The organism is Micromonospora sp. CNZ280, from assembly GCF_011759515.1.
In genome coordinates this window covers 483,901-496,261 of the sequence record NZ_JAAOYP010000003.1, presented here as the reverse complement: position 1 = coordinate 496,261, position 12,361 = coordinate 483,901, and the positions used below count along the sequence as shown (strand labels likewise).

The window sequence follows — 12,361 nt, the reverse complement described above, 5'->3', positions numbered from 1 at the left end:
TCAGGCCCGGTCGGAGATCTGCTGGACGGCCCAGGAGTTGCCGTCCGGGTCGGCGAAGAAGACGAAGCCGACGTTGTCCAGCGGGTCCGGCATCGGGCGCGGGTTCTCGCCCAGCACCTGGATCTCGCTGACCTCGACGCCCCGCTCGACCAGCTGGGCCCGCGCCTTGTGCAGGTCGGGCACCACCAGTTGGAGGCCCTTCAGCGAGCCCGGCGGCATCTCCGGCACGGCACCCTTGCCGATCACGATGGAGCAGCCGGAGCCGGGCGGGGTCAGCTGCACGATCCGCGCGTCGTCGCCGACCACCGTGTCGTGGTCGACGGCGAAGCCGAGCTGGTCGGCGTAGAACGCCTTGGCCCGGTCCACATCGGAGACCGGTACGATCACCACTTCCAGGGTCCAGTTCACGGTGCCTCTCCTTGTCTCGTCGTCTCATGCAGCAGCTCGGCGAGCCGCGCGAAGCTCTCACCGACGCCGCGGGTCATCGGGTGACGCAACACCCGCTCGCGTCCTTCTGCGGTGGCGTACCGCAGCGTGGTGGTGACCGTGGTCCGCCCGACCAGCTCGGTGAACTCGTGGGTCACCAGGGTCTCGCCCGGGTAGGACTGGTCGTCGAAGAGTTCGGTGCAGACCAGCCGGTGCGGCGGCTCGACCGTGCGGTACACCCCGCCCTGGACCATCCGCTGGCCGTCCGGGCCCTGGGAGACGTAGCGCCATCGCCCGCCCACCCGCAGGTCCACCTCGCACTCGACCAGCCGCCAGCCGCGGGCCCCGTACCACCGGACGAGCAGCTCCGGGCGGGTGAAGGTGGCGAAGACCAGGTGCGCGGGCGCGTCGAAGAGCCGGCTCAGCACGATCTCCCGGTCGCCCGGGGTGGCCACCACCAGCGGGTCGGTGCCGGTCACCGGGTCGCGTCCGGGTGACCGGCGGCGCGGTCGTCGGCCTGGAGTTCGTCGAGCAGGGCGTCCAGGTGTTGGTAGCTCTCGGCCCAGTAGTCGCGGTAGTTCGCCAGCCAGGCGCTGGCCTCCCGCAGCGGCCCGGCCGCCAACCGGCAGGGCCGCCGCTGGGCGTCCCGGCCCCGGCTGACCAGCCCGGCGCGCTCCAGCACCTTGAGGTGCTTGGAGATGGCCGGCTGGCTCATCGCGAAGGGCGCGGCCAGTTCGGAGACGGTGGCCTCGCCGACCGCCAGCCGGGCGAGGATGGCCCGCCGGGTCGGGTCGGCCAGCGCGGCGAAGGTCGCGTCCAGATCGGTGGCCACCGTTCATAACCTCCTGGTTCTATAACCAGTCGGTTTCTATCGCGGATCGGGGGCTGGGTCAAGCCCCCGGACGCACCGTGGCCCCGGCGAACCGCCGGGGCCACGGTGGGGCGGGCGCCGTCAGCAGGCGTACGCCTCCAGGCGCTGGGCCCGCTCGGGGGCCCGCAGCTTCAGCAGGGTCACCTTCTCGATCTGCCGGATCCGCTCCCGGGACAGGCCGAACTCCCGCCCGACCTCGTCGAGGGTGCGCTGGCGGCCGTCGTCGAGGCCGAACCGGAGCCGGATCACCGCCTGCTCCCGCTGGGAAAGGGTGGCCAGCACGATGCTCACCTCGTTGCGCAGTTCGCCCTGCGCGGCCGCGTCGCCCGGCTCGGCGCCCGGGTCGACGGCGGCGACGAAGTCGCCGAGCGCGCTCTCGCCGTCCTCACCGACCGCCTGGTCCAGGCTCACCGGCTCCCGGTCGTACGAGATCAGCTCGATCACCTGGAACTCCGGGATGTCCAGCGCCCGGGCGACCTCGGCGACGGTGGGCTCGCGGCCCAGCGTGACCGACAGCTCGCGGCGGGCCCGGACCATCCGGTTGACCTGCTCGACCATGTGCACCGGGATACGGATGGTGCGGGCCTGGTCGGCCATGGCGCGGGTGATCGCCTGGCGGATCCACCAGGTGGCGTAGGTGGAGAACTTGTAGCCCTTGGTGTAGTCGAACTTCTCCACCGCGCGGATCAGGCCGAGGTTGCCCTCCTGGATCAGGTCGAGGAAGGCCATGCCGCGACCGGTGTACCGCTTGGCGATGCTGACCACCAGCCGCAGGTTCGCCTCGAGCAGGTGGTCCTTGGCGGCGCGGCCCTCGGCGGCGACCAGTTCCAGGTCGGCCCGCAGCTCGGCCGAGACCGGGGTGCAGGTGGCCAGCTTCTCCTCGGCGAACAGCCCGGCCTCGATCCGCCTGGCCAGGTCGACCTCCTGCGCGGCGGTGAGCAGCTTGGTACGGCCGATGCCGTTCAAATACGCCCGGACCAGGTCGGTGGAGACGCCGCGCTCGTCGGTGGCGTCCAGGTCGGTCAGGGTGTCGGTGCCGTGCTCGGCCTCGATGGTGCCGCGCATCCGGTGCTCCGTCATCTGCAGGGCCATCTCTTCTCCCCGTGTCCGCTTCGGTGCCGCTCGCCGGCCCCAGTGGTGCCGGTGTGACACACAGCTTGGCGGGCGGGGCGTGAAACGGGAGTGAGGCGATCGGGGAACCGACACCAATCTCGGTGGAACGGCGGGTGTCGGGGTGTCGGCCGCCGGCGGTTGCCGGGCCCGGTTACCGTGCCAGCGGTCGGCCAGCGGGGCCGATCGCGCCGGCCGGCGCGGAACAGGCAACGGAGGGCGTCGTGGTCTTCAAGCGGCTCATGCAGGCGATGGGTGTGGGTGGCCCGTCGGTGGAAACCGTGCTGGCGAACCCCAACTGCCGGCCCGGCGGCCACCTGGAGGGCACCGTCCACGTGGCCGGCGGCGACCACCAGGTCGACGTCAGCTACGTGGCGCTGGGCCTGGTCACCCGGGTCGAGGTGGAGAGCGGCGACAACGAGTACAACACCACCCAGGAGTTCCACCGGCAGCAGGTGACCGGCGCGTTCCGGCTGGAGCCGGGGCAGCGCCACGACATCCCGTTCCGCTTCGACGTGCCCTGGGAGACCCCGGTCACCGAGCTGTACGGGCAGCACCTGCACGGGATGACGATGGGGCTGCGTACCGAGCTGGAGGTGGCCCGGGCGGTCGACAAGGGAGACTTGGACGCGGTCGCGGTGCACCCGCTGCCGGCCCAGGAGCGGCTGCTGGAGGCGCTGCTGCGGCTCGGTTTCCGGTTCGCCCGCGCCGACGTCGAGCGCGGCCACATCTACGGCGTACGGCAGACCCTGCCGTTCTACCAGGAGATCGAGTTCCACCCGGCGCCGCAGTACGCCCGCGCGATCAACCAGCTGGAGGTGACCTTCATCGCCGACCCGCGGCAGCTGCAGGTGGTGCTGGAGCTGGACAAGCGGGGTGGGCTGCTCACCGAGGGCCGCGACGCGTTCGGCCGGTTCACCGTCGACTACGCCACCATGGACCGCACCGACTGGGCCGCCCAGCTCGACGGCTGGCTGCGCCAGTCGCTGCAGCGCCGGGGCCTCTTCTTCTGACCGGACCGGGCCGGCTTGCCAGCCGGGCGCCGGCCGGTCAGGTCCAGCCGTGCCGCGCGGCGTGCCAGCCGAGCTGCATCCGGGTCTCGACCCCGGCCAGGTCCATCAGGTGGCGCAGCCGCCGTTGCAGCGTCCGCAACGACAGGTCGAGCTGGGCGGCGACCACCTGGTCGGTGAGCCCGGCCAGCAGCAGCGCCAGGATCCGCCGGTCCAGCTCGGTCGGGCCGGCCGTGCCGTCGCCGTCGGGGCGCTCGGCCAGGCCCTCGGCGGTCAGGTCGAGCGGGCGGGCGGTGCGCCACACGGTCTCGAACAGCGCGTCCATCGCCGCCAGCAGCCCGGTGCGGTGCAGCAGCACGGCGCCGGGCTCGCCATTGGGTGTGGCGGTGAGCGGCACCAGGGCCAGGTCCGCGTCGGCCAGGATCAGCTTGATCGGCAACGAGTCGACCACCCGCACCTGCACCCCGTTGCGCAGCGACTCCAGGGTCTCGGCGACCACCCCGGGCTCGGCCAGCGTCGGGCGGTCCACCACCACCCGGAACCGCACCCCGTGGCCTACCGCCACCTCCTCGACCGCGTTGGTGCCCGGCGGTACGGCGAGGAAGGGCGTGGTGACGAAGCTGCGGACCTCGGTCCGGGCGGCGTGCTGCACCTGGGCGAACCGGTGGCGGACCGCGTCCACGCCGGTGACCACCTCGATCAGTTCGTCGATGGCCCGGCCCGCGACCGCGCCCCGGTACTCCTCGGCCAACGTGACCAGCGCCAGCTCGGCGCTGCGCAGGGCGCTGCGCTGCTCGCTGATCAGCGCCCCGAGCGCGACCGCCGGCGGCGCCACCGAGTACGCCTCGTCCGGCCCGCACTTCACCAGGCCCGACGCGGTCAGGTGGGACAGCGCCGCGCCGACCGCCGCGACCGGTATCCGCAGGGCGTCGGCGAGTTCGGCCTGGCCGGCCGACCCGCGCCGGACCAGCAGGCCGTAGACCGCCTCGTCGTCCGGGCTCAGACCCAGCGCGCCCAGCATCGGTGGCTGCCTCCCTCCGGCGGTGACGGCACGGAGAGTATGGGCCACGCTGATGGATCTTGAACAGGGGGTGGGGCCGGGCGGACCCCCGGGACGGTGCCGGTCCCGGGGGTCCGCCGGCCAGCTCAGCGCAGGCCGTATGCCCGGATGAGCTCCTGCCGGATGGCGAAGCCGGCGTCGGTGCGGGCGGCGGCCCGTACCGAGACGAAGCCGGGCTGCTTCGGCAGCTTCAGCGAGCCGGTCCACCGGTCGTCGGCGCCCCGGCTCAGCGTGACCCGCTGCCAGCTGCCGCCGTCGTCGTACGAGACCTCCAGCTCGACCGAGGTGACCGTGCCGGTGCCGGTGCCACCCGGCTGCGGTCCCGCCTTGACGCTGATCTGCTGGCTGGTGCCCGCCTTGAGGTCACCCCGCAGGTCCGTCTCCAGCGCGTAGTCGAGCTGAAGCAGCGCGAACGGCACGAAGTTGTCCGCCTCGTTCGAGCTGGACACGAAGTCCCACTCGGTGCGCGTACGGGTGGACAGCCGCCACTGCTCGGCCGGCCGCGAGGCATCCAGCACCAGGCGGTACGGCAGCGTGCCGGCGGGCACCTCGGTCCACTGCAGGTCGGAGTTGAACCGGTTCTCGGCCAGCAGGGTGTCGCCCTGGTAGAGCTTCAGGTTGGTCGGCACCGACCCCCAGTCCAGGTTGCCGCCGTGCTCCAGGATGTTGGCCGACGGGCTCCAGGCCTGCACGTTGAGGGTCATGAAGTCCCGGTACCGGCTGTTGCGGACCGCGAACGCCCGGTTGAAGGCGGGCCGCACGGCCGGTGCGAACCAGTCCAGCCGGGTAGCGGTGCCCTTGGCGTACGTGTTCAGGTAGGCGGTGTCGGTCCAGCTGTCCTGCTGGTGCACCTCGTGCCAGACCACGTCCGGCGTGACCCACTCGGTGCGAGTGCCCGGGTGCCACTCCGACTCGGGGAAGCCGACCGCGGGGCTGAAGGTCATGTCGTACCGGTAGCCGGCCCCGGCGGTGTCCCGCACGGCGTGGTAGCGGGCGTCGAGCCGGGCCAGGTCCTGGTGACCCGGGTGGTACGTGAGTGCCCGGTCCGGCACCTGGTCCGGGTAGACCCGGGTCAGGTCGTAGACGTAGCCGGCGTACGGCGTCCGCTCGACGGTCAGCTTGGGCGCCCGGCCGCCCCGGATCGCCGTGATCAGCCGCTGCCCGGCGTCGCGGTGCAGGGTGGCGATCGGGATCGGCGACTCGCCGACGTACTCGTTGAGGATTCCGGGCCCGTCGTTGACGACCAGCAGCAGCGCCGCCCCGGCCTCCGCCGCGGCGGAGGCACGCTCCTCCGGGGAGACCGCGTCGCTGCGGTTCGCCACCGCGATCCGGCCCTTCGCGTCGACGCCGGCGTACTCGGCGGGGGAGCCGGTGCCCACGTGGACCGGGCGCAGCTTCCCGGCGCCCGCGGAGAGCGTGCTGCCCGGCTGCACGGTGGCGGCGAGCGGCGGCTCGCCGGGGGAGAGCAGGCTGAGCAGCGGCTCGCCCTTGCGCCACCGGCTGGCCATGGTGAACGACCCGTGGCTGACCGGCTCGGTCGGCATGAGGTAGAGGTCGTCGTACTTCACCGGCACGTGGTACGCCGCGCGGAAGCTGTCGCCGCCGGCGTACTGGACCAGGTAGTCGAGCCGGCGCTGCCGGTCCTCGGCCCGCTGTGGCGCGGTGGTGTCGAGCAGCCGGGCGCGGCTCGCGTCCAGCACCACCTCGGCCGCGCCGTCGAGCACCGTCTCCGGGTCGACCAGCAGGGCGAGGCCGAGCCGGTCGGGCCGCTCACCCGGGACGTCCAGCACCGCCTCCACGGTGTACGTGCCCGGCGGCAGCCGCAGCGTCCGCTCGCCGTCGACGAGGTACCGCCACGGGTAGAACTCGCCGGCCTTCTTCAGCACCACCTGCGAGCTGGCGGGCTTGCCGTCCCGGCCGGTCAGCTTGATCGTCAGGTCGTACCGCTCGTCCTCCTTGAGCAGGGCGAGCGCGGTGCGGGTGACCGGCGTGCCGGTGGCCACGTCGGTGCCCACCAGGTAGCCGGTGAGCTGGCCGTGGGCGTCGCCCCGCGGGTCGCCGGTCACCGCGACGTCGGCGCTGCCGCCGGCGGGCACGGTCACCGAGGTGGCACCCAGCGAGAACGGGCCGGCGCCGGTGAGCGCGAGGTCGAGGGTGACGTCCGCCGGGCCGGAGTTGGTGAACGTCACCGGCCTGGTGACCGGCGCGTCGGTGGGCTCGTGCGGCCAGTCGAAGCTGCCGAAGAACGCCGAGCCGGTGGCCCGTACGGGGGTCCGCACCGCCGCCGCCACGTCCAGCCGGCCGCTGCCCACCTGGTACGGCTGGTAGTTGTCGGACAGGCCCTTCGCGCTGCTCATCAGCGCGTCCTTCAGTTGCGGACCGGACCAGTCGGGGTGCCGCTGGGCGAGGATCGCCGCCGCCCCCGCCACGTGCGGCGCGGCCATCGAGGTGCCGTCCATGCTCTGGTAGGCGCCCTCGCCGGCGGCCTGCCCGGAGCGGGCGGCGGTGATGGCGACGCCGGGCGCGGTGAGGTCCGGCTTCAGCGCGCCGGTGCGGGCCAGCGGGCCGGTGCTGGAGAACCAGGCCAGCTCGTCCTGCTTGTCCACCGCGCCGACGGTCAGCGCGCTGGCCGAGGTGCCGGGCGAGCCGATGGTCTGCGGGCCGGAGTTGCCCGCGGCCACCACGAAGAGCGTGCCGTGCCGCGCGGTGAGGGTGTCCACGGCCGCCGTCATCGGGTCGGTGCCGTCGGTCCGCGACGCGTCGCCGAGGCTCATGTTGACCACGTCGGCCCCGGACTCGGCGGCCCACTGCATGCCGGCGATGATCCACGAGTCCTGGCCGTACCCGTCGTTGCCGAGCACCTTGCCGACGATCAGGTCGGCGCCGGGCGCGACGCCCTTGCGGTCGCCGCCCGAGGCCGCCCCGGTGCCCGCGATCGTCGAGGCGACGTGGGTGCCGTGCCCGTGCACGTCCGAGACGTCCTCGCCGGGCACGAAGCTGACCGCCTCGTCGACCTGGCCGGCCAGGTCGGGGTGGCCGGCGTCGACCCCGCTGTCCAGCACCGCGACGGTCACGCCGGCGCCGTCGTACCCGGCGGCCCACGCCTCGGGGGCACCGACCTGTGGCACGCTCTCGGTCAGGTTGGCCTGCACCCGGCCGTCCAGCCAGAGCTTCGCCATCCCGCCGCCGAGCGCCGAGCCGGGCCGGGCCGCCGGCGCGGACGCGACGGTGGACCAGAGGGCGCGGGCCTGCTTCTTGTCGGCGGCCAGCGCGGCGCCGGTGACGCTGGGCAGGTCGCGGACGACCCGGGTGCCCCGCGGCGCGGCCGGCCGGCCCGCCCGGGCCTTGGCCGGGGGATAGGTGGCGATCAGCGGCAGTTCGGCCGTCCGGGCGTCGTCGTAGCCCATCTCGATCAGGTCGGTGACGTTGAACAGCCGCCGGTCGAGCCGGTCGCTGCCGAGCAGCGGCAGCGCCTCGTCGGGCAGCACGTACAGGTCGCCGCCGCTCCGCTGGATCCGTACCCCGCCGGTGGCGTGGTCGGGCCGGTCGACGTCGGCGGTGGCCTGGCCGTCGGCGAACGTGGTCACCGTGACCACGTCGCCGGTGACCAGGGTGACGGTGTGGGTGTCCCGGGTAGCGGCCGGGGCGGGTGGGGCCGGGTCGGCCGCGGTGGCGGGCGACTGGAGCGCGGCGGCGCCGGCCGCGACCAGTCCGGCGGCGGTCGCGGCGGCGATCAGCCGCCGTCTCGTCCGGCCGACGGCGGAGTGCTGTGAGGGCGATGACATGCGACGGTTCTACCGCCGCCGCCCGGCCCGGTGAACAGCTGACGGTGGCGGGGTCGCGCCACGGCGCCACTCCGCCACCGCCATGCGGCCCGCCTGGTCGGAGCCGGTCAGAGATCGAGCAGGATGGTACGTGGCCCGACGTTGACGCTCTCCACCAGCATGTGCGCGCGGAACCGACCCGTCTCGACCTTCGCCCCCCGGGTACGCAGCGCCTCGACGACCGCGGTCACCAGCGGCTCAGCGACCTCGGCCGGCGCCGCCGCGGTCCAGGTCGGACGGCGTCCCTTGCGGGCGTCGCCATAGAGGGTGAACTGGCTGACCACCAGGATCGGCGCGCCGATGTCGGCCGCCGACCGCTCGTCGTCGAGGATGCGCAGCTCGTGCACCTTGCGGGCCATCGTGCGCGCGGTCTCCACGGTGTCGGTGTGGGTGACTCCGAGCAGCACGAGCAGCCCGTCCTCAATCGCACCGACCAGCTCGCCGTCGACGGTCACGCCGGCCCGGCCGACGGTCTGCACCACCGCCCGCATCAGTCGCCCACCGGTTCGATGAAGCCCCGCTCGACCAGGTGCGCCACGATCGGCCCGGCCGCCTCGGCCAGCTCCTCGACGGCGACGTCATGGGCGGCGGCGAGCAGGGCGAGCTGGTCGCGCAGCGGCAACCGCCCGTCGGCCCCGCCGGCCAGGGCCAGCACCAGCGGGTCGATCTCCTCGGTCCAGCGCAGCCCGTGCGGCATGGCGAGCACCTGCCGGTCCACCGCCCAGCCCTCGTCGCCCATGGTGGCCTCCTGGCGCAGCTGGAGCCCCTCGGCCGCCCGGTAGCGCGCGGCGAGCAGGTCGTCGGCCCCGCGCGTACGCAGCCAGTCCTGTCGGTCGAACCAGCCGGCGATCCGGTCGCCCATCGGCGCCTCCACCCGCTGGCGCAGGTCCTCGACCCGGATCACCGGGTCGTCGTGCCCGGCCCGGCGCAGGGACACGATGCCGAAGCCGATCGCCTCCACCTTGTGCGCGTCGAACCAGTCCAGCCAGTCGGCCATCCGGTGCGGGTCGGCCGCCTCGCCGACGTCGGTCAGCCACAGGTTGACGTACGCCATCGGGTCGGCCACTTCGCGCTGGACCACCCAGGCGTCCAGACCGGTGCCGGCGAACCAGCCGGTGACCCGCTCGGCCCAGTCCTCCCCGGTCACGTGCACCCAGTTGGCCAGGTACTGCATGGTGCCGCCCTCGGTGAGCAGGTCGGGCGCGGCGGCCGCCAGCTCGGCCCCGATCGCGTCGCCCACCCGGCCCGAGTCCCGGTAGACGTGAGTGGTGGTGCCGGGACCGACCACGAACGGCGGGTTGCTCACCACCAGGTCGAACCGCCGCCCGGTCACCGGGGCGACCAGGTCGCCGCGGAGCAGTTCCCAGTCCTGCCCGTTGAGCGCGGCGGTGGTGGCGGCGAAGCGCAGGGCCCGCTCGGAGACGTCGGTGGCGGTGACCCGCCGGGCGTGGCTGGACAGGTGCAGCGCCTGCACCCCGGAGCCGGTGCCCAGGTCGAGTGCGGTCTCCACCGGCCGCCGGACGGTGGCGCCGATCAGGGTCTGGGTCGCCCCGCCGATGCCGAGCACGTGCTCGGCGTGCAGCGGCCGACCCGGCCGGGCGCTGGCGGGCACGTCGGCGAGCACCCACCAGTCGTCCCCGTACGGTTCGAGGTCCAGGCCCATCCGGAGGCCGTCGCCGTGCCGCTCGACCAGGCCGCCGGCGAGCGCCTCCTCGATGGACAGGGGGGCCAGCGCGGCGGACACCGCCGACTCCGGCTCGGTCTGTTCGCAGATGAAGACCCGGATGAGGGTGCCGAGCGGGTCGCGCTCCTCGGTGGCCCGCAGCGCGGCCCGGAAGTCGTTGCGGGCCACCCCGCCGGTGGCCTGCGGACCCAGCCGGGTGGCGATGCCGTTGGCGGTGAACCCGGCCCGGGTGAGCGCGGTCCGCAGCGCCGTCACCCCGGCGGGGGAGAGCAGCATGTCGTGTTCGTCCACGTCGCCATCCTGCCTCCTGCCGTCGCGCCGGGCGGCGCCACCCGCGACATCCGTGCCGGGGTGGCAGACCAGCGACACCGGAACCAAGCCCATCAGCGGCACCGCGATTGCCTCGCCGCACGTGGCCGGCACCGCCGCCCTCGTGCTTTCGGCCAACCCATCGGATCGCCGTTGCTGGTCAGCAGCTACCTGACCAGCAACGCCACCACCGGCAAGGCGACCAACCCCGGCTCCGGTTCGCCGGACCGGCTGCTCTCGTCGTCAACTGACACCGCCGTGCCCGTCAGGCCGTCGCGTTGGGTTCGCCGGACACAGCCTTGACCGGACGAAGATGACCCCGCGCTACGAGACGTCGTCAGCTGCGATCCGGCGGCCAGACCTCGGCAGATCACCGGCGGACGCCGAAGACCTAACCTCGGCCTTTCACAGCGGTCGTGATCTTGGATGTGTGGCGAGTCGGTAGATATGGCGAAGTGCCTGCCACGTAAGGAAAACTGCCCGGTGTCGGGTCGTGCAGGTTCCCCGCGTGAGAGGCACTTCGTAGGTGCAGATTACCCAGTGGTCGAAGGGCTTGTCCGTCGAGGTCGGTGGCGGTGGCGTGGTGTCGCACGTGGGTGCGGCGCTGCTGCGGCTGCTGGCTGATCGCAGCGGGTTGACGCAGGCGTTGTCGGCGGCGGTGGCCCGGCGGGGGTTCGTCCCTGGTCGGGACCGGGGCAGGGTGCTGGTCGACCTGGCGGTGATGATCGCCGACGGCGGTGAGGCGATCGCGGATATCGACGTGCTGCGCCATCAGGGCGAGGTGTTCGGCGTGGTCGCGTCGCCGGCGACGTGTTGGCGGGCCCTCGACGAGGTCAGCGACGTGCAGGTGTGGCGTATCGGCCGGGCACGGGCGAAGGTCCGGGCCCGGGTGTGGGCGTTGTTCGGGCAGGTCCCGGCCGCGTGTGCCGCCGGCCGTAGCCTCGGCGACGGCCTCGTTGTGCTGGACGTGGACTCCACGATCGTGCTCGCCCACAGCGACAAGGACGGCGCCGCGGCCACCTACAAGCACACCTACGGGTTCCATCCGATCTTGGTGACCTGCGACAACACCGGTGAGCTGCTGGCGATCCGGCTGCGGCCGGGCAACGCCGGGGCGAACACCGCGGCTGATCACCTGGACGTGTTGGGTGAGGCGTTCGCGCAGGTCCCGGCCGCCCACCGCAGGAACCTGTTGGTGCGTGGCGACTCGGCCGCCGCCACTCGAACAGTCCCGGACTGGCTGACCGCGCAAGGCCGCAAGCGTGGCCGCAACGTAGAGTACTCGCTCGGCTGGTCGATCGGCGAAGCCGAACGCGCCGCCATCAGCGCGCTGCCGACCGCGGCTTGGTCACCCGCCCTGGCAGCCGACAGCGGCATCCGTGACGGCGCACAGGTCGCCGAACTGACCGGGCTGCTCACCCTGGCCGGCTGGCCGCCCGACATGCGGGTGATCGTGCGTCGAGAACGACCACACCCTGGCGCCCAACTGTCGCTGTTCGAGGAACGCGACGGCTGGCGCTACACCGCCTTCGTCACCAACACCACCGTCGGCGCCCTGCAGTGGCTCGAAGCCCGCCACCGCACCCACGCCCGCGTCGAAGACCGCATCCGCTGCGCCAAAGACACCGGACTCGGCCGGCTGCCCTCCCGCGAGTTCGCCATCAACATCGCCTGGTGCCAATCGCAGCCATCGCCAACGACCTGATCGCCTGGCTGCAGGCCATCGCCCTCGACGGCGACCTGGCCAAAGCCGAACCGAAACGGCTGCGCTACCGCCTGCTGCACACCACCGCCCGCCTGGTCCACGGTCAACGCCGCCGCCGGCTGCGCATCCCATCGACCTGGCCCTGGGCCAACCAGATCACCGCCGCGTTCACCCGAATCGCGGCGATCCCCGCCCCCGGCTGACCAGCTCAGCCCTGTCCCGACGACCGGAGGAACCAAGGAGAACCACGCCCACCGCCGCGACAGACGGCCCATCACCATGCCCTCGACCCAATCGCATCGAACACCAGCGATCAGAGGCCCGGGGCCGAAGCGGCCGACATCGGCCGTGAATGATCGAGG

The 12,361-nt window shown here is 73.3% G+C and carries 10 protein-coding genes and 1 pseudogene; 3 read left to right on the top strand and 8 right to left on the bottom strand.

Annotation, left to right across the window (positions count from 1 at the left end; all coding sequences use genetic code 11):
* The 4 genes from FHX32_RS24030 to sigB all read right to left on the bottom strand — a co-directional run bounded on the left by FHX32_RS24030 (window position 1) and on the right by sigB (window position 2,389).
* Window positions 1–408: a VOC family protein gene (locus tag FHX32_RS24030; RefSeq protein ID WP_167187478.1), complete on the bottom strand. Its 408-nt coding sequence runs from the start codon at window positions 406–408 to the stop codon at window positions 1–3.
* Window positions 405–905 carry an SRPBCC family protein gene (locus tag FHX32_RS24025; protein WP_167187475.1) on the bottom strand — a complete coding sequence of 167 codons (501 nt, stop codon included), beginning with the start codon at window positions 903–905 and terminating at the stop codon, window positions 405–407. The genes FHX32_RS24030 and FHX32_RS24025 overlap by 4 nt, the downstream gene beginning before the upstream one ends.
* On the bottom strand, window positions 902–1,258 hold the full coding sequence (locus FHX32_RS24020) for a metalloregulator ArsR/SmtB family transcription factor (protein ID WP_167187472.1): 357 nt from the start codon (window positions 1,256–1,258) through the stop codon (window positions 902–904). The genes FHX32_RS24025 and FHX32_RS24020 overlap by 4 nt, the downstream gene beginning before the upstream one ends.
* 120 nt (window positions 1,259–1,378) lie before the next feature.
* Window positions 1,379–2,389: an RNA polymerase sigma factor SigB gene (gene sigB, locus FHX32_RS24015; protein ID WP_486481296.1), complete on the bottom strand. Its 1,011-nt coding sequence runs from the start codon at window positions 2,387–2,389 to the stop codon at window positions 1,379–1,381.
* Window positions 2,390–2,631: 242 nt separating this feature from the next.
* On the opposite strand from sigB, the gene FHX32_RS24010 reads away from it, so the two are divergent.
* Window positions 2,632–3,420 (top strand): sporulation protein, encoded by a 789-nt coding sequence (locus FHX32_RS24010; protein WP_167187469.1) that lies wholly within the window; start codon window positions 2,632–2,634, stop codon window positions 3,418–3,420.
* Window positions 3,421–3,457: 37 nt separating this feature from the next.
* Here the strand turns inward: FHX32_RS24010 and FHX32_RS24005 are convergent, their stop codons facing one another.
* The 4 genes from FHX32_RS24005 to FHX32_RS23990 all read right to left on the bottom strand — a co-directional run bounded on the left by FHX32_RS24005 (window position 3,458) and on the right by FHX32_RS23990 (window position 10,276).
* A complete protein-coding gene (locus FHX32_RS24005) occupies window positions 3,458–4,438 on the bottom strand; it encodes a transcriptional regulator TrmB (RefSeq protein WP_167187466.1) in 981 nt (326 codons plus the stop codon).
* A gap of 125 nt (window positions 4,439–4,563) precedes the next feature.
* Window positions 4,564–8,262, bottom strand: coding sequence for a S8 family serine peptidase (locus FHX32_RS24000; protein WP_167187463.1), 3,699 nt, complete (start codon window positions 8,260–8,262; stop codon window positions 4,564–4,566).
* A 107-nt stretch (window positions 8,263–8,369) separates the two neighbouring features.
* Window positions 8,370–8,792 (bottom strand): D-aminoacyl-tRNA deacylase, encoded by a 423-nt coding sequence (dtd, locus tag FHX32_RS23995; protein ID WP_167187460.1) that lies wholly within the window; start codon window positions 8,790–8,792, stop codon window positions 8,370–8,372.
* The gene (locus tag FHX32_RS23990; RefSeq protein WP_486481295.1) at window positions 8,792–10,276 is read right to left on the bottom strand and encodes a DUF7782 domain-containing protein; all 1,485 of its coding nucleotides are present in this window, start codon (window positions 10,274–10,276) and stop codon (window positions 8,792–8,794) included. The genes dtd and FHX32_RS23990 overlap by 1 nt, the downstream gene beginning before the upstream one ends.
* Here FHX32_RS23990 and FHX32_RS23985 point away from each other — a divergent pair.
* Together FHX32_RS23985 and FHX32_RS23980 are read left to right on the top strand one after the other, a co-directional pair.
* The gene (locus tag FHX32_RS23985) at window positions 10,265–10,597 is read left to right on the top strand and encodes a hypothetical protein (protein ID WP_486481294.1); all 333 of its coding nucleotides are present in this window, start codon (window positions 10,265–10,267) and stop codon (window positions 10,595–10,597) included. The two genes, FHX32_RS23990 and FHX32_RS23985, sit on opposite strands and share 12 nt — an antisense overlap.
* Window positions 10,598–10,820: 223 nt before the next feature.
* Window positions 10,821–12,202 (top strand): annotated as a pseudogene (locus FHX32_RS23980) (IS1380 family transposase).
* Window positions 12,203–12,361: the final 159 nt, after the last annotated feature.